Origin of the sequence: Succinivibrio dextrinosolvens, assembly GCF_900116345.1 — a bacterium.
Classification (GTDB): domain Bacteria; phylum Pseudomonadota; class Gammaproteobacteria; order Enterobacterales; family Succinivibrionaceae; genus Succinivibrio; species Succinivibrio dextrinosolvens_B.
Genome location: NZ_FPAH01000022.1, coordinates 16,862 through 38,190 on the forward strand (window position 1 = coordinate 16,862; position 21,329 = coordinate 38,190).

The 21,329-nt window shown below is 40.7% G+C and carries 17 protein-coding genes; 6 read left to right on the plus strand and 11 right to left on the minus strand.

Annotated features, from left to right (window positions below):
- Positions 1 to 102: 102 nt before the first annotated feature.
- The 4 genes from BM308_RS07965 to BM308_RS07980 form a co-directional block, all read right to left on the minus strand.
- Positions 103 to 1,458: an ATP-binding protein gene (locus BM308_RS07965; protein ID WP_074944350.1), complete on the minus strand. Its 1,356-nt coding sequence runs from the start codon at positions 1,456 to 1,458 to the stop codon at positions 103 to 105.
- Positions 1,459 to 1,642: 184 nt separating this feature from the next.
- Positions 1,643 to 2,152: a flavodoxin gene (locus tag BM308_RS07970; protein ID WP_074944352.1), complete on the minus strand. Its 510-nt coding sequence runs from the start codon at positions 2,150 to 2,152 to the stop codon at positions 1,643 to 1,645.
- 291 nt (positions 2,153 to 2,443) lie between these two features.
- On the minus strand, positions 2,444 to 2,983 hold the full coding sequence (gene hpt, locus BM308_RS07975; RefSeq protein ID WP_074944354.1) for a hypoxanthine phosphoribosyltransferase: 540 nt from the start codon (positions 2,981 to 2,983) through the stop codon (positions 2,444 to 2,446).
- A gap of 340 nt (positions 2,984 to 3,323) precedes the next feature.
- Complete coding sequence (locus BM308_RS07980; protein WP_074944356.1) at positions 3,324 to 3,779, minus strand: DUF805 domain-containing protein; 456 nt, start codon at positions 3,777 to 3,779, stop codon at positions 3,324 to 3,326.
- Positions 3,780 to 4,167: 388 nt separating this feature from the next.
- Between BM308_RS07980 and BM308_RS07985 the strand changes: the two genes are divergently transcribed.
- Positions 4,168 to 5,316, plus strand: a complete 1,149-nt coding sequence (locus BM308_RS07985; protein WP_074944359.1) for a hypothetical protein — start codon at positions 4,168 to 4,170, stop codon at positions 5,314 to 5,316.
- Between the two features lie 72 nt (positions 5,317 to 5,388).
- On the opposite strand, the gene BM308_RS07990 is transcribed toward BM308_RS07985, so the two are convergent.
- Positions 5,389 to 8,652, minus strand: coding sequence for an efflux RND transporter permease subunit (locus BM308_RS07990; protein ID WP_074944361.1), 3,264 nt, complete (start codon positions 8,650 to 8,652; stop codon positions 5,389 to 5,391).
- 24 nt (positions 8,653 to 8,676) lie between these two features.
- A complete protein-coding gene (locus tag BM308_RS07995) occupies positions 8,677 to 9,858 on the minus strand; it encodes an efflux RND transporter periplasmic adaptor subunit (protein WP_074944363.1) in 1,182 nt (393 codons plus the stop codon).
- Positions 9,859 to 10,236: 378 nt separating this feature from the next.
- Here BM308_RS07995 and BM308_RS08000 point away from each other — a divergent pair, with 378 nt between their 5' ends.
- Entirely contained in the window at positions 10,237 to 10,875 is a 639-nt protein-coding gene (locus BM308_RS08000) for a TetR family transcriptional regulator (RefSeq protein WP_074944365.1), read from the plus strand.
- Between the two features lie 22 nt (positions 10,876 to 10,897).
- Here the strand turns inward: BM308_RS08000 and yciA are convergent, their stop codons facing one another.
- Positions 10,898 to 11,395, minus strand: a complete 498-nt coding sequence (yciA, locus tag BM308_RS08005) for an acyl-CoA thioester hydrolase YciA (RefSeq protein ID WP_074944367.1) — start codon at positions 11,393 to 11,395, stop codon at positions 10,898 to 10,900.
- 89 nt (positions 11,396 to 11,484) lie between these two features.
- On the opposite strand from yciA, the gene BM308_RS08010 reads away from it, so the two are divergent.
- Together BM308_RS08010 and BM308_RS08015 are read left to right on the plus strand one after the other, a co-directional pair.
- A complete protein-coding gene (locus BM308_RS08010; RefSeq protein WP_083425504.1) occupies positions 11,485 to 12,507 on the plus strand; it encodes a squalene/phytoene synthase family protein in 1,023 nt (340 codons plus the stop codon).
- A 14-nt stretch (positions 12,508 to 12,521) separates the two neighbouring features.
- Positions 12,522 to 13,139, plus strand: coding sequence for a thiol:disulfide interchange protein DsbA/DsbL (locus BM308_RS08015; protein ID WP_074944369.1), 618 nt, complete (start codon positions 12,522 to 12,524; stop codon positions 13,137 to 13,139).
- 190 nt (positions 13,140 to 13,329) lie between these two features.
- Here the strand turns inward: BM308_RS08015 and BM308_RS08020 are convergent, their stop codons facing one another.
- From BM308_RS08020 to BM308_RS08035, 4 genes are all read right to left on the minus strand, one after another.
- Complete coding sequence (locus tag BM308_RS08020; RefSeq protein WP_074944371.1) at positions 13,330 to 14,691, minus strand: sensor domain-containing diguanylate cyclase; 1,362 nt, start codon at positions 14,689 to 14,691, stop codon at positions 13,330 to 13,332.
- 51 nt (positions 14,692 to 14,742) lie between these two features.
- Positions 14,743 to 15,501, minus strand: coding sequence for a hypothetical protein (locus tag BM308_RS08025; protein WP_074944373.1), 759 nt, complete (start codon positions 15,499 to 15,501; stop codon positions 14,743 to 14,745).
- Positions 15,502 to 15,682: 181 nt separating this feature from the next.
- Positions 15,683 to 17,062 (minus strand): ATP-binding protein, encoded by a 1,380-nt coding sequence (locus BM308_RS08030; RefSeq protein ID WP_074944375.1) that lies wholly within the window; start codon positions 17,060 to 17,062, stop codon positions 15,683 to 15,685.
- A 221-nt stretch (positions 17,063 to 17,283) separates the two neighbouring features.
- Complete coding sequence (locus BM308_RS08035; RefSeq protein ID WP_074944377.1) at positions 17,284 to 18,201, minus strand: acetyltransferase; 918 nt, start codon at positions 18,199 to 18,201, stop codon at positions 17,284 to 17,286.
- 244 nt (positions 18,202 to 18,445) lie between these two features.
- Here BM308_RS08035 and BM308_RS08040 point away from each other — a divergent pair, with 244 nt between their 5' ends.
- Both BM308_RS08040 and ilvD read left to right on the plus strand, forming a co-directional pair.
- Positions 18,446 to 19,375, plus strand: coding sequence for a branched-chain amino acid transaminase (locus tag BM308_RS08040; RefSeq protein WP_074944379.1), 930 nt, complete (start codon positions 18,446 to 18,448; stop codon positions 19,373 to 19,375).
- Positions 19,376 to 19,475: 100 nt separating this feature from the next.
- On the plus strand, positions 19,476 to 21,326 hold the full coding sequence (gene ilvD, locus BM308_RS08045; RefSeq protein ID WP_074944381.1) for a dihydroxy-acid dehydratase: 1,851 nt from the start codon (positions 19,476 to 19,478) through the stop codon (positions 21,324 to 21,326).
- Positions 21,327 to 21,329: the final 3 nt, after the last annotated feature.

Here is a 21,329-nt window from a genome sequence, read left to right on the forward strand (position 1 = left end):
AAAGTAGTGCAGTCCCTGATTGCAAATGGATCAATTCGTTTAATAAAGCTGCATCGAATTATATGAATTTACATGATGTTTCTCTGCAGCCTGATAAAGAACTCAAATAAGGTACATCATATATGGAGGTATCTTAATCACGCCATCTGCTTCTGAGTAATTCTTTGGATGTATTATTATCTGCTTATCAATTCTTTTCTTGAAGATTTCTTTAAATGTCGAAAGTGATGTTGTCGTGTAATTTTTTGAAGATTTTACTTCTATAGGTGTAATCTTGAATTTAGTCTTGCTTTCATTTGAAATGATAAAGTCTATTTCTATATCATTTCTGTGTTTTTCCTCACTGTATCTGGTATAAAAATACAGTTTACGTCCTGATGCTGTAATTATTTGCGAGATTAAGTTTTCATAAAGCATTCCCTGATTTAGGGACAATTTTCCATCCATTATCTGTTTATAAAGCTGTTCATCTGTAATTTCATTTTCACTGAATGCATGGCTAACAAGTAAACCTGTATCACCCATGTAGCATTTGACGTATGAATCATTTTTATTCAAGGCAAGTCCTACGTTAGGATCATTACATTTATAACAAAGGTTGCAGATCATCGAATCTCCAAGCCAGAACAATGGTTCATCATATCTGTCAAAAGATCCTTTTTTATCGACTTCACTTAATACAACTCTTTTCTCATGTGTAGATAGGAAGCCAGGTATGTTATCAAAAATTGCTGATACTTTAGACTGGTACCTTTTTGCAGATTTTTTAATGTCATCCTCGTAAAGTGAGAGAATATCTCTTTTCTCCACATCTGCTGCATGGAAATCTCTGTCATTCTTTTTATAGGCAACAAGAGCCTGAGGCATTCCACCTACCAGCATATACTCCATAAAAAGACGCATAGCTTTATTATGCATCTGCCTATCAAGAGGTTGTCCTTTTTCAAAACACTCTCTTATGTAATCAAGTAGAATTTCTTCACTCATGTAAACCATGAATTCTTCAAAATTCACTGGATACATCTGTAGCTTACGTTCTTCTGAAGGAATAGTAATATTTTGAACGTTTTCTTTTATTGAAATTAGCGAACCTGTTTCTATGTAATCGTATCTTCCATCAGCCACCAAATACTTAATTGCTTCTCTTGCTTTTGGAAATTTCTGTATTTCATCAAATATTATCAGAGATTCTCTTGGATAAAGTCTCGTATTATATTCAAGTGTTAGAGTCTGAAAAAAAACATCTAGATTTTCAAGAGAATCAAAGGCCTCTTTAACATTCTTACCTGCTTTATTAAAATCAATGAGGATATACGATTTATACTCATTCTTTGCAAATTCTTTTGCTACGGTAGATTTACCGATTCGTCTTGCGCCCTCAATAAGAAGAGCCTTTGTTCCTTTTGCTTCATTTTTCCAATCTGCTATCTTATTGTATATACTTCTTTTTATTTCCATAATTCTGTTATCCTGTCAGCTATGCGCAGAGTAAAATATGTTGAAATATGGGGGAGTGCGCAAAGTAATAATATCACTTTTATAGGTGAGTGCGCAAAGTACAGTATTTATTTTTTGAGGATAAAGCGGAGAGTATTTTCAATAACAAAAAAGGCTAACCTTTAATTGGCTAGCCTCTCTGCTGTTATAAACCCAATTGAGGTTTAATCTGACTGCACCATTCTTTGATGCGTTCGTCTGTCAGCTCTGGCTGATTGTCTTCATCGATTGCCAGTCCCACAAAATGATCATGATCCAGTAGAGGTAGAGGACTGGTAAAGTCATAGCCTACAGTTGGCCAGTATCCAATGAAGTTTGCACCTCTGTACTGGAAGGTCTCATAAAGCATTCCCATACCGTCAAGGAAGGTATCAGGATAGCCAACCTGATCTCCGGTACCGAAGAGGGCTACTGTCTTACCGGTAAAATCCATCTTCTGCAGCTTAGGCATAAAATCATTCCAGTCTTCCTGAAGTTCGCCAATACTCCAGGTTGAAGTTCCGATAATGAGCTTCTTATAGTTTTCCATCTTATCGCCGTCTTTGCTGATATTGAAAATATCAACCTTATCAGGACCTAGCTCATTAACAATTTTCTGGGCAACCTCTCCGGTTACACCAGTATAAGTTCCATAAAAGAGTGCTACTTCTTTCATAAATCTTCCGAAATCTAAAAATAACCAACACAGAAATTATATTTTTTACATTTAAAATAAAAAAGACTTTTTGCTAACCTTTATCATCTTTGATGAAAAAACTTGGTTTTTGATAAAAAAGGTGAAAATCACTGTATTTCACTTACTGAATTTCTAATTCTTTGGAGAAATAAGATTGGAAAAGTCTGAGATTGGAATTCTTAATAATATTTGTGTTTTTTATACAAAAAAAGCTCTTTTCTGATGATTTTTTACAGAAAAAAGCCTGTTTTAAGCAGAAATTGTTGAAAATTACTCTTCTTTGATAACTGCTTCGTAAACTGCTGGAAGATTACGGTATCTGCCGTCAAAATCCATGCCGTAACCCAGAATAAAGCCCTTATCCAGCTCAAAACCGTAGTAATCGATATCAACATCAACCTCACGGCGCTCTTTCTTGTTGATAAGAGCACAAAGCTTGACTGACTTGGCTCCACGCTCAATGAATACTTCCTTGACTCTCTTCATAGTCAGACCTGAATCAATCAGATCTTCGATGATAAGAACATTCTTGCCTGCCATATTGAATTTAACGTCTTCAATAATCTTTACAACTCCAGAGGTCTCGGTTGCGCTGCCGTATGATGATACGCGCATGAAATCAAGTGAAACTCTGGTGGAATCAATGTTCTTCAGCAGATCTGAGAAGAAGATAACTGCACCGCTCAGAACCCCGACACAGATGAAGTCCTTTCCTTCATAGTCGCGGGTGATCTGTTCGCCTAGTTCTTTAACTCTCTTCTGAATCTGTTCAGCGGTAAATACTGGTTTTAATTCCTGAATTGTAATCATAATGAAAACTCCAGACAGGTTTTTCCTGTAGGTAATATTCAGGCAGAGAGGATCGCTCTCGTACCTATAAAAATCTATGTCTTATCACAATAGTATGGTTTACTATTGGAAATTTTGAAGGGCTAATTATAGCACCATTGGGCAGATAAATCGAAAAATGTGACGAAAATTACATTATTTTTGGATAACACACAGGAATATCTGGTCTTTATTTTGGAATTTGAGAATAGCTCATGCAGAAAGTAATGTTACATGAAGGATATAAAACAATATTTTCTTTGATATTTGAGGTACAAAAAAGGACAGTCTGAGCTGTCCTTTTGATCCTTTAAACTAGGTATTAGCCCTGAACAGTTGCTTTCTGCTCTGTGAATACATATGGACCTTCACCGTATTTGTTTGCACCCTGAGTGCCAGGGAAGATGAAGTAGATAGATAGAGCAACACCACCTAAGGCACCGAGAATAAGAATTATTGAGCCTGCGGATAGCATGCTTTCGCTCTGGGTATAGATTGCGGTACACATAATCAGGGCACCGAGAATGATACCTGCTGCTGGGGCTAGAATTAGCCAGCCGGTTTTACCAAGATCGTGACAGCGTCTTACAGCCACAGTAATGCTTGGAATTATCAGAGCTAGAGAAACTACAATAGATATTAAAGGTAAAAAGCTGCAGACAAAGTTTACTACATAGCTGAACAGCGCAAACCACCAATACTCAGAACGGCTGGCTCTTCCCTGAACTGAAATGTATTTCTGTAATAAGCAGGTTTTGATTGATTCAACGAAAGTCATAAAAATCCCCAAACTTTCAAAATGTTAGTTTAATCCCTCAAGAGTAATCACCTGCAACGGAAAATGTTTGTTTGAAAATAATTTTAATTAATATTTAATGGTGAATTAAAATTTTTTACATTTTGGGTTGCGCTCTGAATTTACTCTCTGAATATTAGCATAAAATTAGTTTGATAAAATTCTGTTTAAATGCACTTGTTATGGACGTATGATTTGTAGTTATCTTCTTAACAAGAATAATTATCAGTAAGTAAATATTATTATACAAATGCAGGTATCATGTACGTGAACAGTAATATTTTTTTCCTGAGCGTGAGAATTTAATCATGGTAAATCCAACGTCATTTCTTTATTATTTCCTCACGTTCTTTTATATAGAGATAGTTTTATGACAAGTTTTATTGTAGATGAAAGCAGGTTTATGATTTCAGATGAAGAGAGTAATGCATTTTTTGATTCTGAGTATAAGCTTGCATCCGGTATTGTAATCGGTGAACTTGAGGATGAGTCTGATACCTGGCAGCTTTATATAAGTGCTGACGGCAGACATTATATTCTGGCAGTTCTGCCTGAGCTTCGTGATAAATGGGTCGAAAGCCGCTTATTAAAGGCCAGAGATTTTGAATGTGTCGAGGTTGATTCAAGGAAGCTTTATCTTTTATTCTCCTCCTCAGTGCACAGAGTAACCAGACTTACCAACATCAGAGTCAATAATTCTCTGCGCTATGCACATGCTCTTTTCTCTGCTTTTGTTCATACCAGACAGCTTGATCTTGAGTCAAATCTACGAGATGGTCTGTATTTTGAAGCTCATTCTATAATTCTTCCAACCTATTCTCTTGTCGGTAAGGTTTCAGACAGATGTCTGTTTGAAAATGCCTTAAGAGGAAAGAACGATCCTGAGAAGCTGACAGCGCCAGATGGTCTGAATGATTCCGTATCATATTTCTATTTCAGAAAATATCTCTCAGAGCATGGCTTTGCGCTAAATGCCAGTGAACCATTATTTGAGGCAGGTGAGATTGTGGATGACTTCCTGCTAGGGGAAGAGAACAACTCCATGATTACAGCTCCTCTAATCATTCGAGATCACTACCAGCTTTTTGATACCACCTCAGACAGCTATATCCTGATGATTGACAGTCTGTGGGGAGAGGCTCTGATTGCATCTAATCTTGTAAATCAGATACAGATGAACTCATTCCCAATCAATTCTCAGAGATATTTCGCACTTTCCTTCAAAAAAGATCAGATTGTTGAGTGCATGGACAACCGTCACGGCGGACTTAACAAGGAGAATGCCTTTGAGCTTACAGAGGCTATCCGCAGAACCCGTGCTCTGCTGCCGGAATGCGATCTGACCAATGCTCTGTATATTCAGAAACTAGGATATCTGCTTCCTGAGAAATTCACCGGCTCAGAGAATACCAATGATCGCGAGCTGCTGGTTGACTGTCTGTCCCATGGTCCATTTGCTATGGCTCCGCTGATGGATGATATCAACCACGATCTTGTAACTATTCTGATTCATCAGTAGAAATATTTAATTCGAGCAAAAAAAATGGTCACTATTTGCAGTGACCATTTCAACAGAACCCTTTCTTAAATACTAATCTTCTTCTTTAGCTTCGTTTATCTCAGAAACAAGTTTCTCCTGATGAACTTTTGCCTTTTCCTGTTTTACATCGGCAGGAACATACTTGGTGAAGTATCTCATGATCAGCACGAAGAATACAGGAACATAGAAGATAGCAAGTACAGTTGCTGTCAGCATACCGCCGATAACGCAGATACCGATTTCGTTACGTCCTGCAGCACCTGCTCCTGAGGATACAGCCAGAGGCAGCACACCTAAAATAAAGGCCATAGAGGTCATGATGATAGGACGGAAACGCAGTCTTGCAGCATGTACAACAGCCTCGGTAAGTCTTTCACCACGGTCGTACAGATCCTTTGCGAACTCAACAATCAGAATTGCGTTCTTAGAGGCCAGACCTACAGTCGTCAGCAGACCAACCTGGAAGTATACGTCGTTGGTAAGTGATGTAACAAACGGAATATACTGTGTCAGGATTGCAGATGCGATAGCACCGATAATACCTAAAGGAACAACCAGCATTACAGCAAAAGGAATTGACCAGCTTTCATATAGAGCAGCCAGTGACAGGAATACAACCAGCAGAGAAACGAAGTAAAGCATAGGTCCCTGAGCACCTGCCAGTCTTTCCTGATAGGAAACGCCTGTCCAGGAGATGCCAAAGCCAGGAGGAAGAACCTCTTTAGCTATACGCTCCATTTCGTTCATTGCCTGACCTGATGATACTCCAGGTATGGCTGCACCCTGAATTTCCATTGCAGACTGACCGTTGAATCTTTCAAGACGTGGAGAACCGTAGGTCCACTCCATGGTTACGAAAGCGCTGAATGGAACCATGCTGCCGTTATTGCTCTTTACATACCATTTCTTCAGATCGTTCTCGGTCATACGATCCTTTGCGATACCCTGTACGTATACCTTCTTAACACGGTTTCTGTCCATGAAGTTATCAACATATGCTGAACCCCATGCAGTAGAGAAGGTATTGTTAATCTGAGCTGCAGTCAGACCTAAGGACATACCCTTTTCGTAATCAATCTTGATCTTGAGCTGAGGGGTATCGTCCATACCGTTGGCACGAACCTGAGTTAAAAGTTTTGATTGGGATGCAGCATAAAGAAGCTGATTTCTAGCCTCGGTCAGTTTCTCATGACCCTGGGATGCACCGTCAACTAGATAGAAGTCAAAACCGTCAGCTGTACCTAGTTCTGGAATTGCTGGAATATTGAAAGCAAAAGCCAGACCATCACGAATACCTCCTAAAAGCGGCATCTGAGCACGGTTTGAAATTATGTCAGGATGCTGATCTCGTGAAGTACGTTCTGACCAGTTCTTAAGCTTGATAAATCCCATACCGGTATTCTGGCCCTGTCCTGCAAATGAGAAGCCTGCTACGGTCAGAATACTTTCAACATTCTTTGTTTCTGCGTGCAGGAAGTACTCTGCTACCTGATTCAGAACACCTTCGGTCTTTTCCTTGGTGGAACCAGCAGGCAGGCTTACCATGGTCAGCAGCACACCCTGATCCTCACTTGGCAGGAAGGCTGTAGGAATTCTGGTGAAGCCGAATACCAGAGCAATACAGATAATTGTGTAATAAACCAGATATCTGCCGATTCTGTGAACAATTACCAGTACCATATCCTGATATTTCTGGGAAATATAGGCAAAGAAGTTGTTCCACATCGCAATCAGTTTACGTACAGGAGCATAGAACTTGTCGAATCTGTAAACAATATAGGTAAACAGGTTGCGTTTTTCTGGCTTGTATCCTGGTGGCAGAAGGATGGTTGCACACAGTGCAGGGGTCAGCACGATAGCAATGAATACAGACAGCACCATGGCTGATACGATGGTAATTGAGAACTGACGATAAATAATACCGGTAGAACCACCGAAGAAGGCCATAGGCACGAACACAGCTGACAGTACCAGAGCAATACCTACTAGAGCACCGGTAATTTCATCCATGGACTTAACTGTTGCCTGTTTTGGTGTCAGATTTGGTTCTTCATGAAGAATACGCTCAACGTTCTCGACCACAACAATAGCATCGTCAACCAGAAGACCAATTGCCAGTACCAGACCGAACATAGTCAGAGTATTGATTGAGAAGCCAAAGGCCTGCATGATGGCAAATGTACCTAAAAGCACAACCGGTACTGTGATAGATGGTATCAGAGTTGCACGGAAGTTCTGCATAAACAGATACATAACCAGAACCACCAGCAGAATAGCTTCAAACAGGGTGTGATATACCTCGTTGATAGACACTTCAATGAACTCGGTGGTGTCGTAAGGATAAGTCAGCTCAACCCAGTCTGGGAAGTACTGAGCCTTTTCGCTTACAACTTCCTTGACTCTCTTAGCGGTTTCAAGAGCGTTGGCTCCTGATGCGAGCATGATAGCCAGACCAGATGAAGGTTTGCCGTTGAATTTACCACTGGTATTGTATGATTCTGAGCCCAGCTCGATCTTGGCGACATCCTTGAGTTTTACCATGGTGCCGTCAGGATTTACCTTTAGCAGAATATTCTCAAACTGATCAACAGTTTCAAGTCTCTTCTGACCGGTGATTGTATAAGTGTACATCTGACCGGCAACAGCAGGAGTACCACCTAGAGAACCGTAGGTAACCTGAGCATTCTGTGCCTGAATTGCAGCGGAAACTTCAGCAGCGGAAATAGAAAAGTTGTTTAGCTTTTCAGGATCAAGCCAGACACGCATTGCATACTGGGCACCGAAAACCTGCAGAGAACCTACACCGTCAACACGAGACAAAGGCTCTTTAAGGTTGGTTTCCATGTAGTCTGAAATATCGGTTGAGTTATGCTCACTGTCTGTTGCTGACATTGACACAATCAGCAGGAAGGCATCGGTTGATTTTGAAACATCAACACCGTTCTGCTGAACTGTGGTTGGCAGCTGAGACTGAGTCTGCTGCATCTTGTTCTGTACCTGAACCTGAGCAATATCTGCATCGGTACCTGGTTCAAAGGTGATAGTAATGCTGGAATTACCGAATGAATCTGAGGATGAGCTCATATACATGTAGCCATCCAGACCTGTCATGTTCTGTTCGATAATCTGAGTTACTGATCTTTCGACAGTCTGGGCATCAGCACCTGGATATGATGACCTGATGGAGACTGATGGAGGTGCAATTGTAGGATACTGTGAAACAGGCAGAGTATTAACTGCGAATATACCTGCAAGCATAATACAGATTGCAATCACCCATGCGAAAATTGGGCGGTTAATAAAAAAACGAGCCATCTACTGTTTTTCCTCGTTACTATCTTATTTCTGCTGTGGCTGTGGCTGCTGAGCCTGCTGTCCATCCTGAGGTGCCTGCCCTGGAATGATTGGAGTTACAGGTACTCCCGGGCGGATTTTCTGGGTGTTGCTGGTAATAACCTTGTCACCTTCTTTTAGTCCGTCAATAACAACGTATGCGTTTTCACTCTGAGCCCCAAGTTTTACGTTGATTCTCTGAACCACATTCTGATCATTTACAGCATATACATAGGTTATACCGTTAGCCTCACGCTGAACACCGTTTGCTGCAACGGTCAGAGCCTGTGGCATAACACCCTGGTTGATTTCACCGCGAAGGAAGATTCCTGGCAGCAGAATATGTTCTGGGTTTGGAACCAGAGCTCTGAGGTTAACCATGCCGGTTGACTCATCTACGCTCATTTCTGCAAACTCAATGGTGCCTGAATGGGCGTACTTGGTGCCGTCAGACAGGAAGATATCAACCTTTGCCTTACCATCGTTCAACAATTTGCCGTCGGTTAGATTCTTACGTAAAAGAATGTTTTCCTCAGCGGTCTGACCTAAGTCAACGTATATAGGATCAAGCTGCTGAATGGTGGTCAGTGGGGTAACCTGCCCTGATGAAACCAGTGCACCCTCGGTAATGTCTGAACGGCTGATGGTTCCTGTAATAGGAGCGTATACCTTGGTGTAGGCAAGGTTGATGTTGGCGGTTGCCAGAGCTGCTTCTGCGGATTTTACACTGGCATTGGCTGTCAGATAGGCAGCCTGAGCGTCATCATAATCCTGCTTACTTACAGCTTTTTTCTCTAAAAGGCTTCTGTATCTGTCAGCCTTTAGTTTGCTGGAGTGCAGGGTTGCCTTGGCACTTGCAAGGGCTGCTTCAGCGGATTTTACATTTGCCTCATAAACAGAAGGATCAATCTGATAGAGCTGATCTCCCTGATTTACTATAGAACCTTCTACAAATAAACGTTTCTGAAGAATACCTGTAACCTGAGGTCTAACCTCAGCCTTACGGGTTGCAGAGGCTCTTCCGGTCAGACGGGAAATAACTGCAACATCGGCCTTTTTAACCAATGTAACATCAACTGGTAGAGCACCGTGCTGCTGATTTTCTGATTTACCACATCCTGCTAAAGATACGATCGCAGCTGCAATCGCACAAGGTAATATGAATTTGTTTGCTCTGAACAATAACATACACAAGGGTCCTATAGATATTGAGGAGTCATTTATAAGTATAGAGTGAAAAATGCTTTTATATAGCAGGGTGTAATTATGCTACTTAAATCGCATTTTGTTATTAAACACAAATACGACAAATGTATGTCATTTTTAAGAAAAGCTTTAGTTTTTTCAAAAGATTACGTAGATTTAGATGTTTTTTTGAGAATTAATCTTGGCATTGCAGTTTTATTTAATAGTTAAGTTGATCGTCCTAACTGTTGCATTAATAAGGGGTATTTATGAGAACAATTCCCAAATTTATTGACAAATTGCACAGATTTCTTAAAATCTAGCTGTGTTTACATACAAAAATCAGAATCTTGTTCAAAAGATAAATCAAAGGTGATTTTTATGCCTCGCAGAACTCAGGAAGACTCCCAAGCAACCAGAAGAAAGATCCTTGAAAGTGCTCAAAGATTATTTACCCGCAGAGGTTACGAGAGAACCAGTCTTTCTGATATTGCCAAATATGCAGGTGTTACCAGAGGTGCTATCTACTGGCATTTTGAAAATAAGGAAGAACTTCTGGTTAATCTGATGGATTTTCTGGATAAGGAGAAGTTCTCAATTGATCTTCTGCATGAGGCTGCCGATCCTGATGAAAAAGATCCTTTGTCAAAGCTTAAAGGCTGTATCAAATCAATGGTTGATGAGGAAGGCAACAAATTCATCAGCTCTTCTCTGATGTCGATGATCATTTCCATTATGGCAGGTTCAACCGGTAACGAGGAAGTTAGAACCAGAGTTTTTGATTTTATAAAATCAAGACATGACCTTATGAACAAGATTTTCAGAAACTGTATCTCCAAAGGTCAGCTCCCATCCAATCTTGCCATTGAAGCAGCTCAGGAACATCTGGCTGTTTTCTGTGTAGGTTTCTTCCATCAGTCAAGACTTGGCTATACAGAGAATTTCAAAAAGAATTTTGAGTTCTTTGTTGATAGGGAATTTGAAGAGCTCAAAACCTTTACCACAGATAAAATTAGATAGGAATACTGACAGAGTTGCTCTGTCAGTTCTGTCCTTTCTTTAAGGTTCCGTCGCTGTTTAAGCCCACTCTGGCGGCATCAATTCCCTGCTCGGCAACAATCTTTGCTGTTGGAGGCAGCGGTTTTGGATTTCCATCCTTGTCAACACTGACATATATAAAGTTTGCTTCGGTCACCAGATATCTGTCCACATGTTCATCGGTTGGTGAGACAATAAACTTTTTTACCCAGATTTCCATATGTACTTTTAGCGAGGTGTGTCCAACATGGGTACATTTGCCGTAGCAGCAGACTATATCACCCACAGCAACCGGCTTTAGAAAAGACATGCCTTCAACAGCAACAGTTACTACTCTACCGTTTGCCACTTCTCTTGCCAGAAGAGCTCCTGCTATATCCATCTGCGACATGATCCAGCCACCGAAAATATCTCCGGCAGGATTAGTATCTCCCGGCATTGCAAGTGTTCTTAATAAAAGATTTCCTACAGGAGGATGTTCTCTTTGTACGCAGTTATCCATGATATACTTCTACCCAAATCTTTTTTGTATATTATTTGTTTGTTATCTGTTTCATTATAGAAAATTTTGTGTGACGGGGTTTTTTCAAAGTGTTAACTGAAATTGATTTTTCTTCTCAGCAGGAACACCTGAAAAATGTTTCAAGAACCTTTGCTCTTACTATTCCAATGCTTCCTGAAGCACTTATTGATTATATATCAAATGCTTATCTTTTGTGTAGAATTGCTGACACTGTAGAAGATGATCCCAAGGCCGCAGTGGATAAGAAAATCTCATGGTTAAAGTCTTTTTCTCTATTCTGTAAAGAAGGCTTTAATGATGAGATGGAACTTCTAAAGCTTCACCGCCAGGCAGTTGATCTAGTTCGTGACGGAGCTGTAGACAAGGAGTTTGCTCTTATCTCTGATATGCCTGCTGTAGTTAAGAGAACTTTAACCTATCCGGTAAAAATCAGAAATATTCTTTCAAAAGGCGTTTCAATTCTTTCTTTAGGTATGTCCCGTTCTTTAGAGGGGACAGAGATTAAAGATCTCAATGACGTAGATCATTACTGCTATTATGTTGCAGGTGTTGTCGGTGAACTTCTGGCCGCCCTGTTTTATGAGCATAACCATGATATAGACCGAAAAGAGCTGATGGCTCTCTCTGTTAGTTTTGGTGAAGGACTGCAGCTTACAAATATCCTCAAGGATCGTCTTGTTGATAAGGATCGTGATGCCTGTTTTCTGCCAATTGCAAGGGACGGCTCTAATTCAGCTGAGGTTATAAAGGAATATCTTGCAATCTGTCAGGGGCATCTTGATGATGCACTGAATTTTATTCTCAGAATCCCTAACAAAGAGTCCGGAATAAGATTATTCTGTCTCCTCAATATTGCCATGGCCACCGCTACACTGAAATTACTCAGCGATGCAGACACGGATACAGACAGGAATGTTAAAATTTCCAGAAGAACCGTAAAAATACTTTATATTTTAAGTAAAATGGTGGTGAGAAGTAATATTCTTACAAGGATGTTCTTCTCTTACATAAGTCGTGGGGTAAAACGAGTGAAGCGTGACCCTCATGAACTGCGCAGCAGAGTTTCCTGCTGGGAAAGATTGCCTTTTTAATTAAGGAATTGTTGATGTTTAAGAATGCATTTAAAGTTTGTTTTGCTTTAATCGTCGGTTTGTTTTTTGTGAACAGTGTTGCTGCAAAGGAATACAAGCAGGGCACAGACTATAAGATTGTAACTGAGCATATCACCACTACTCCGCAGATAAGAGAGTTTTTCTCTTTCTTCTGCTCCCACTGCTATGCTCTTGATCCAAGCTTTAATGAAATCAAAAAGGCTTTTGAGGGAAAGGCTGAGTACATTTACAATCCAGTGGGCATCATTGGCGGTGACGTTGGTGTTGAAACCCAGAGAGCTTATGCTGTTGCCCTTAATCTCGGCATCAGTGAGGAATTAAGAGAAGAACTTTTTGACAGAATCCATGTTAAGGAGAAGTATCCTGAAGATCCTGCTTATTTCACTGAGCTCTTTGAGAGTCTTGGTGTTTCCAAGGAGAGATATGAGCAGGAGTCAAAATCCTTTATTACTGCAGCTAAAATCTCCGAGTATGACCGCTATGTAAAAGAGTACGGAATTGAGGCTGTTCCTGAGATTGTGGTTAACGGCAAATATCTTGCGATGACAGATAATGTTGATACTGCAGAGGAATACATCGAGCTTATCAGATATCTTCTGACTCTTAAGTAGAATTCAATCAAAATCAAAAAGGCTAAACATTTTTGTTTGGCCTTTTCGATAAATTATACCTATTTCAATCAGTTAACTGACTATTTTTCCGCATACTCATTTTTCTGAAGCTTAATATCTGCAGTAATCTCATTTTCACTGAGAATGTCTTTTAATGTCTTAACAGTCAGCTCCAGTACCTCTTCAGCTGTTACATCAACGGTATGCTTTTCCTGTCTATTCCATGCTCTCTGTAATACGCAGCTTTAGCTTCATACATGTTCTTATCTGCAATCTTGGCAAGTTCATCAATTGAAATCTCAGGATAGTCAGCCTTTGAGGCCTTTCCATAGGCAATGGCCATTTTCTCTACGTTTTTGCCACGCCATTGCTTTACCAGTTCATTGAAGGCTTTTTCGGTTAAGGCATGTTCCTTTGCATCCATGAAGAAAATGCCGACAAATTCATCTCCTCCGGTTCGAAAGATTCTGGCTTTCTTCCCGTATAAAGAGTGTAATTCGTTGAGAACACTGGCAAAGCCACATATAAGCTCATCACCTGCAGCATGACCAAGATTGTCATTTACATATTTAAGCTGATTTATATCGAATACAACAAAAATCAGATTCTCAGGTATAGGCTGGCGACGGTAGAATTCAAGCTGCTCCTCATAGGCTCTGCGGTTTAGAAAACCAGTCATATCGTCGGTAACAGAACGTAAAAACAGCACCTGCTCCTGCTGTTTACGCTCATCTATAATCTGGGTGGTGAACAGAACCAGTGTCGGATAGCCTGATTCATCTGCTTCAACGGTTATAAAGTTTGCAATAAACCATCCTGTATATATTCCGACAAATTCCGATGAAAGAGTTTTCAGTCCCTTCATACGTTCTCGAAGTGTTGTGAGATTGGTAAATTCAAGTGCACTGTGCCGAAACTGAGGAACGATAACATTCTCCATTACTGTCCTCATTTTTTCTGAAGCAGGAAGATCCTGTTTTAAGAATGGTCTTAGGTCCTCACCCGAGGAATACTCGGTTATTGATCCTGTAACCAGGTTAATAAGATGCATAGAGTAATACATACCTGCAAGAGACTGCAGAATCCTCAGCTGCTCAGACTTTGCTTTGTTTGCTGCTTTAACTCTTTCCTCGGATTTTTTTCTGTCATCTATATCAACGAAAAATCCAACAATGGAAATTGGCGAACCGTCCTCTCTTCTGGCAATTCTTCCTGCGGCATGGAACCAGCGATAGCCTCTGTTTTTTGTCAGAAAACGATATTCGGTGTCATAAACTGTCCTGTTGGTAAAGTCCTTTACAGCATTCCAGTAGCCACTAACAACCTGTTCCTGATCCTCAGGATGAAGATGTTCTATAAACGCACTAATATCATTTGGAAAATCCTGCTCATCTCTGTATCCAATCATGCGTCTGAATACCGGACTCCAGAGTACAGAGGTAAGTTCAGCATTTCGGTCGAATGTCATATGCCAGGCTCCGGAACTTAGCGCTTCCTGTAAAAGTTCAACCTCATCAACCTGACCTATTTCATCGGAATCAACAACAGCCATAGATTCAACTACCTGAATTACAATGAGAAAAAAACATAATAAAGGTTTAGATTATTTTATCTCGTCGATAAACTCCTGATAACTCATGCGATTCTTTACTTTTATCAGTGTTCCCTTTGGCACAATAAACTCGCTTACTCCAACATGGTCTTTTGAATTGCTGTTCCAGTCATAGCAGTAGCCCAGCTGAGTGAAAGGATATGCTGGTGTGCCCTTGTAGGACTGATCTTTAAGGTTTTCAAACCATTCTATGTACTCTTTTTTGGTACCTGCTGGATACTCAAGAGGGCAGACGTCTGTGGTGGTTTGTGAATTCTTACATGGTCTGAAGATTTTTTCTGCATCGGCGTAAAACTCAATCATTACAGAATAATGTTCATCCTGAGGTATTCCTACCAGCTGCTGCATTCTAATCATGTCATGGGCATCGTTAAGCGGTACAAAATCCTGTTTAAAACGACTCCACTCCGAAGGTATGCTTACCCAGCAGTCGATCTTTAGTTCAAACGGCTCATCATTCATCCAGTATTTTAGGAACTCATCTTTGATAAGTGAGGTCACCAGTACCATTTTTCTTCCGTCAACAGTTACCCATTCCTGTCCTGTACTGTTTTCTGGACCTTTTATTTGCATTAGACCTGAATGAACTTTGTTTTTATCAGGAATAACCGCATCAATAACTGCATTCTGATAATCCCTGCTAAGAGCATCGTTATTGGAGAAATACTTGTCCTGAGGACTCTGTTTTAAAGGTGCGCAGGCAGTTAGAACACAAAAAGAAAGGTAAGTGAGCAGGGCAATGTTCTTCATAGAATTGGTCCTCTGTTAAGAGTGAATGGTTACTTTGCAGTTTTGTTTATGCTTGGGCGCTTGTCTAGAGAAATGCTTGTGATTTGTGAGAGATAGATGATTATTTACGAAAAAAGCCAAACCATTAGTAGTTCGGCTTAATTAAATCGCATTTCCTGAGTTATATTTTTTCGATATCTTCTTAATTGAATAAATCTGATAAATCTATCAGCTCAAGATTATCCTCAGGAGAAATTTCAAATCCAGATCTGGATATGAACACGTATTTGTAGGGATTTAACTCTGTAGCTTTTACCTGTTCAATTTCTTTATCGATTATTGCCTTAGAAATCCTGTTCTTCCTAAACTTAACCTCGTAAAAAACGTACCCTTTTTCATCAAGAGTTACAACATCAAATTCTCCATTCCTGTGATTGACAGGATCATCGTAATAATATTTGCCTATTTTCTCTATGACAGGAGATATCTGTCCAATCCGATTCTGTCTTATTAGGTATTGTCTGCAGATAGTTTCGAAACGGTGCGGAACGTAGTCTTCCTCGAAATTCTGGTCGATGTATTTGTCATAGAATACATCCTCATCCATTATTCTCTGCTGTGATGAGTATTTAAAAATATATCTGTAGTAAAAGAGAGAGAGATTATCGCAGATACTGTAACTTGTTTTCTTTCGGTTGTTTTCATCGTTAATAGGTGAACTTTTCTCAACAAGCTCCATTCTTATCAGTTTATTTAGGATATCCACCAGAGTAGGGCTACTTGTAACGTGTGATTGGGATAGAATATCACTGAATTTTGAATATCCTCTTGATAGGGCATCAATAACCTCATTTGCATTGTTTATCTTGGCTATTTCTGAGTTCAGATACATCGTAACTTCGTTCTCAAGGCGTGCGCCTGGTGCTGAAATTAGCTCAATAATATTCTCTCTGACTGTTTTTCTGTCATCTATCAGTCTGTTGTAATAGGGAATTCCACCAAAGACTGAATAGATTCTGATTTTGTCTTCGGCTGAATAATTTGGATAAAACAAAGCTGAGTCGTAGAAATCCATCTGCTGCAGATTTATAACAAGGTCTACTCGACCAAACAGTGGATTAGAGTGTTCAAGCAGGGATTTCATGATCTCAACATAAGAGCCGAGGATCACAATAGTGAGCTTGGAATTTTCTCTATACTGATCTATTTTTGCCTGCAGAATGCTATCCAGGCCTTTTATCCCTTCCCTAAGGTATGGGTATTCGTCCAGCACTAAAACCAGTTTTTCATCTTTCGCTGCTTTAAATAAATAGTCTAAAACCTCTTCAATGGAGTCTAAACCCAGCTTTGGAAGATTAAACTGTTCTGATAGTAAATCGCATATGGCATCAACATTACTTTTCTCTGATACCTGTTTGCATTCATAGTATAAGGATTTCTTTTGACTGTCTTTTAACGCCTGTTTTATCAGCTCGCTTTTTCCGATGCGTCTTCGACCATAGATGAGAGCAAAGCTCATTCTGTCCGTATCGATTTCCCTTTCAAGCTGTTTTAACTGTCTTGTTCTGCCGATAAATTTCATTTTTTACTCGATCTCTTCCGACTCGGTTTAAACCGACTAAACTAATTATAGTATTTTATTTGTGATTTTCAAATTTTACTCGGTCGTTACCGAGTCGGTCTAGACCGAGTAAAAAAGGAACAGAGATTAAAGACTATTAATCTGGAATCTGAATACGATTGGTAGCAAACAAAAAAGGCGGCATGTGCCACCTTTCAAAATATTAAGTATAAAACAGATAGTTATTTGTTATCTTTTCTACTGCGATAGTCAGCTTCCATCTCATCTAAAAGCTGATCCTTCTTCTCCCAGAGCTCACGCAGGTACATGGTGAAATCGTGCTTGAAGGTTTTATCCTCAAGATAATTTCCACGCAGACGGTCGTCCTTTTCAAGGATCTCTACATTTACATAGACATCCTTAATCTTTCCGAACATCATATCCATGAAAGCTCCTTTTGAGTTTTCAGGATAGTAGAAGGTGTTGTTGAAGATGTATTCAACCTCGTCATAGATTTCTGAGAGTGCAACACCTAAAGATGCAGCCTTTGGAGGCATCAGGTGTTTATAGGTTGATTTTGCTTTCTTAGCCTTTTCAGGAGTAAAACGGGTGCCTTCACAGAAGTTGATAAGTGATGAAGGATATTTAATCAGATCCTTGCAGACTTTCTTGGTAGTCTCCACATCCTTGGTTCTGAGGGCAGGATTCTTCAGCAGCTTCTCTTTAGGATATCTGCGTAAAAAAGGCATGCCTAAGGTATAGCAGGCCAGACCTACAAAAGGAATATAGATAAGGTTCTGCTTCATGAAGAACTTGGTGATTGGAATTTTTCCGCCATATACGGAACCGATAAACAGAATATCAAGCCAGCTGATGTGATTTGACATCACGATGCAGGATTTACGGGTAGATGGGATCTCATCTCCTGTTATATGCCATTTGATATTGTTGGTTAATGCCATAAGCATTCTGTTGTCCACAACCCAGATCTTATACAGGTAATAGTTGCAGTTGTCTACAAAACGCAGAATGAAACCAATAGGAAGAATCAGCTTAATGATACCCATTAACAGAATAGGGGTGGCAATCAGGATTACATTCACTGCAATCAGCAGGCTGTTGATAATAAACAGCAGCGGGCCAGGTAAAAAAGAAAGCATATATATAGATAACCTTAACGTTGGATAATTGAGTTCACATTCTACCACTTTTTGAGCATAATTCTATTTTTGCAAAAAAAGGAACATAATATTAACTATGTTTCATTTTTTGAGATATAATCGAATTAGACTTCAAATTTCAAAAATTGCTTCAGACCATGATTTATTTGGCAATTTTGGTTTGAACAAAATGATAGACTTTTCAGAACTTACGTTCGATTGAAATAACAAAAGGGGATTTAAAATGGACTCAGATGCAACTAAGTTTATATGGTTCAACGGAAAGATGGTTCCATGGGCAGATGCCAAGGTTCACGTAACCGCTCATGCTCTGCACTATGGTTCAGCTGTGTTTGAGGGTATTCGTGCCTACAAGACTGCAAAGGGACCTCAGATTTTCCGTCTAAAGGAGCATATCGACAGATTATTCAACTCTGCAAAGATCTACAGATTCCCTGTTGCTCAGACCAAAGAAGAGATTATGGATGCCTGTAAGAAGGTTATCACCGAGAACGGTCTTGAGTTTGGCTATATCCGTCCTCTGATCTTCATGGGTGAAGTTGGTCTGGGTGTTAAGTTCAAGAAAGGTGTTAACGCCGATGCTATGGTCTGTGCTCTTCCATGGGGAGCTTACTTAGGTGAGGAAGGTCTGAAGAAAGGTATTAAGGCCTGTGTTTCTTCATGGCGTCGTCTTGCTCCAGATACCATTCCTACAGAGGCTAAGGCTGCAGGTAACTACCTGTCATCAATTCTGATTGCAAATGAGTGCACCAACAACGGTTACACCGAGGCAATCGCTTTAGATTCAAATGGTTACGTTTCAGAAGGTTCAGGCGAGAACGTATTCTTTGTTAAGGATAACGTAATCTATACCGCTCCAACCACAGCAGGTCTGCTTCCTGGTATTACCCGTGATGCAGTTATCAAGGTTGCTCAGGATTTAGGCTATGAGGTTCGTACTCAGCCTCTGCCTCGTGAGTTTGTATACCTTGCTGACGAAATGTTCTTCACTGGTACTGCAGCTGAGATTACTCCAATTGCTTCAGTTGACGGTATTGATGTTGGTCAGGGCTACAGAGGTCCAGTTACCGAGAAGCTTCAGAATGCATTCTTCGCAATCGTAAGAGGCGAGACTGAGGACAAGTATGGCTGGTTAACCCCTTGCAAAGCCTAATCTAAACATTGTGACTGCTCCTTAACTGGAGCAGTTCTGTTTTTAAATACTAATAACACATGCATCAGTAGAATTGCGCAGATAAAAAAGGAAACCGCATATGTCAAACAACTATCGTTCTAAGGTAACCTATGAAGGCAAAATCATGGCCGGTGCCCGTGCTTTATGGAAGGCAACCGGTGTAAAGGATAGTGATTTTGGAAAGCCAATTATTGCGGTTGCAAACTCATTTACCCAGTTTGTACCAGGACATGTTCATCTTCACGAAATCGGTCAGCTTGTTGTTGAGGAAATTCAGAAGGCTGGCGGTATTGCCAAGGAATTCAATACCATTGCTGTAGATGACGGTATTGCCATGGGCCACACCGGTATGCTTTATTCTCTGCCAAGCCGTGATATTATCGCTGACTCAGTTGAATACATGGTAAATGCTCATAAGGCTGATGCTCTGGTATGTATTTCAAACTGCGACAAGGTAACCCCTGGTATGCTGATGGCTTCAATGCGTCTGAACATTCCTGTAATCTTCGTTTCAGGCGGTCCAATGGAAGCCGGTCGTATGGACGGCTGTGATCACAAGGTTGATCTGATCGATGCCATGGTGGTATCCGCAGAACCAAATGTTACCGATGAAGAGGTTCGTGCTGTTGAATCTGCAGCATGTCCAACCTGCGGTTCATGTTCAGGCATGTTCACCGCAAACTCAATGAATTCACTGACCGAGGCCTTAGGTTTATCTCTGCCTGGCAACGGTTCACTTGTTGCAACCCACGAGTACAGAAAGCAGCTGTTTGTTAAGGCTGCTCAGCGAATTGTGGAAATGGCCAAGGCTCATTACGAGCATGGAGACAATTCCGTACTGCCTCGTTCAATTGCAACCAAGAATACTTTTGAAAATGCCATGAGCCTGGATATTGCAATGGGCGGCTCAACCAATACCGTGCTGCATCTTCTGGCTGTAGCTCAGGAGGCCGGTGTTGATTTCACTATGGCTGATATCGACAGATTATCAAGAAAGGTTCCTCACATCTGCAAGATGTCTCCATCAACCCCTCTGTGGCATATGGAAGACCTGCACAATGCCGGCGGTATCATGAATATCATGGCTCAGCTCAAAAAGAAAGGTCTGCTGCATGAGGATTCAAAGACCGTTCTGGGCATGACCATCGGTGAGCAGATTGACAGATACGATCTTGAGAAATCACCTTCTGAGGAAATAAAACAGTTCTACAAGGCCTGTGCCGGTGGCAAGTACAATATCAAGGCTTTCTCTCAGAACAACACCACAGACAAGCTGGATACCGACCGTGTAAACGGCTGTATTCACGATATTGATCATGCCTACTCTCAGGATGGCGGTCTGGCTGTACTGTACGGTAATCTGGCAGAAAACGGCTGTATCGTTAAGACTGCAGGTGTTGATGCTTCTATTCTTAAATTTGTCGGTCCTGCAAGAATCTTTGAGAGTCAGGAAGAGGGCGTAGAAGGTATTCTAGGCGGAAAGGTCAAGGAAGGCGATGTTGTAATCATCCGTTATGAAGGTCCTCGCGGCGGTCCTGGCATGCAGGAAATGCTGTACCCAACTTCATACATCAAGTCAGTAGGTCTGGGCAAGAAATGCGCTCTGGTTACCGACGGCAGATTCTCTGGCGGTTCCTCTGGTCTTTCAATCGGTCACGTTTCTCCAGAAGCTGCAAACGGTGGTAACATCGGTCTTTTAGAGGAAAACGATCTGATTGAGATTGATATTCCAAACAGAACCATTCGCATGGCTGTTTCTGATGAGGAACTTGCTGCAAGACGCAGCAGAATGGAAGAGAAAGGTAAGAACGCCTGGCAGCCTGTAAACCGTGACAGAGAGATTTCCTTTGCACTTAAGGCTTACGGCAAGTTAGCTTCATCTGCTGACAAGGGCGGTGTGCGTGATCGCAGTAAATTAGAAGGTTTATAATAA

Excerpts from the sequence above, each read along its gene's own strand:
- BM308_RS07965 (WP_074944350.1), bottom strand. The coding sequence starts at position 1,458 with ATGGAAATAAAAAGAAGTATATACAATAAGATAGCAGATTGGAAAAAT.
- BM308_RS07970 (WP_074944352.1), bottom strand. The coding sequence starts at position 2,152 with ATGAAAGAAGTAGCACTCTTTTATGGAACTTATACTGGTGTAACCGGA.
- hpt (WP_074944354.1), bottom strand. The coding sequence starts at position 2,983 with ATGATTACAATTCAGGAATTAAAACCAGTATTTACCGCTGAACAGATT.
- BM308_RS07980 (WP_074944356.1), bottom strand. The coding sequence starts at position 3,779 with ATGACTTTCGTTGAATCAATCAAAACCTGCTTATTACAGAAATACATT.
- BM308_RS07985 (WP_074944359.1), top strand. The coding sequence starts at position 4,168 with ATGACAAGTTTTATTGTAGATGAAAGCAGGTTTATGATTTCAGATGAA.
- BM308_RS07990 (WP_074944361.1), bottom strand. The coding sequence starts at position 8,652 with ATGGCTCGTTTTTTTATTAACCGCCCAATTTTCGCATGGGTGATTGCA.
- BM308_RS07995 (WP_074944363.1), bottom strand. The coding sequence starts at position 9,858 with ATGTTATTGTTCAGAGCAAACAAATTCATATTACCTTGTGCGATTGCA.
- BM308_RS08000 (WP_074944365.1), top strand. The coding sequence starts at position 10,237 with ATGCCTCGCAGAACTCAGGAAGACTCCCAAGCAACCAGAAGAAAGATC.
- yciA (WP_074944367.1), bottom strand. The coding sequence starts at position 11,395 with ATGGATAACTGCGTACAAAGAGAACATCCTCCTGTAGGAAATCTTTTA.
- BM308_RS08015 (WP_074944369.1), top strand. The coding sequence starts at position 12,522 with ATGTTTAAGAATGCATTTAAAGTTTGTTTTGCTTTAATCGTCGGTTTG.
- BM308_RS08020 (WP_074944371.1), bottom strand. The coding sequence starts at position 14,691 with ATGGCTGTTGTTGATTCCGATGAAATAGGTCAGGTTGATGAGGTTGAA.
- BM308_RS08025 (WP_074944373.1), bottom strand. The coding sequence starts at position 15,501 with ATGAAGAACATTGCCCTGCTCACTTACCTTTCTTTTTGTGTTCTAACT.
- BM308_RS08030 (WP_074944375.1), bottom strand. The coding sequence starts at position 17,062 with ATGAAATTTATCGGCAGAACAAGACAGTTAAAACAGCTTGAAAGGGAA.
- BM308_RS08035 (WP_074944377.1), bottom strand. The coding sequence starts at position 18,201 with ATGCTTTCTTTTTTACCTGGCCCGCTGCTGTTTATTATCAACAGCCTG.
- BM308_RS08040 (WP_074944379.1), top strand. The coding sequence starts at position 18,446 with ATGGACTCAGATGCAACTAAGTTTATATGGTTCAACGGAAAGATGGTT.
- ilvD (WP_074944381.1), top strand. The coding sequence starts at position 19,476 with ATGTCAAACAACTATCGTTCTAAGGTAACCTATGAAGGCAAAATCATG.